The organism is Zoogloea sp. LCSB751, assembly GCF_002028455.1.
Classification (GTDB): domain Bacteria; phylum Pseudomonadota; class Gammaproteobacteria; order Burkholderiales; family Rhodocyclaceae; genus Zoogloea.
In genome coordinates, this window is record NZ_MWUM01000624.1 from 1 (window position 1) to 236 (window position 236).

The following is a 236-nucleotide window of genomic DNA, read 5'->3' on the forward strand; positions in this document are numbered from 1 at the left end:
GAACGGTTCGCCGCTCGGGGCTTTTCTTTTGCATAAAAAACCGAGGCACTCCATGGATAAATACAGTCTTCGTGACGCTCTGCCGTCGCCGCAGCAATCTGACACAAGAATGGATGACTTCTGGGCCGACATGCGGCAGCAGTTTGATGCTCCAATTACTGAGCCGCAACGAGACCTCGACACAGAATGGAGCGATTATCCCAAGGCGGTAGGCGCTGGCGCGTTGGAGCTGGTCG

General features: G+C 55.5%; 1 protein-coding gene. It reads left to right on the forward strand.

The genetic code is table 11. The annotated features are described in order from the left end of the window. Nucleotides 1-52: 52 nt before the first annotated feature. On the forward strand, nt 53-236 hold a 184-nt coding region (locus tag B4920_RS30245; RefSeq protein WP_139379786.1), incomplete at its 3' end, for a hypothetical protein.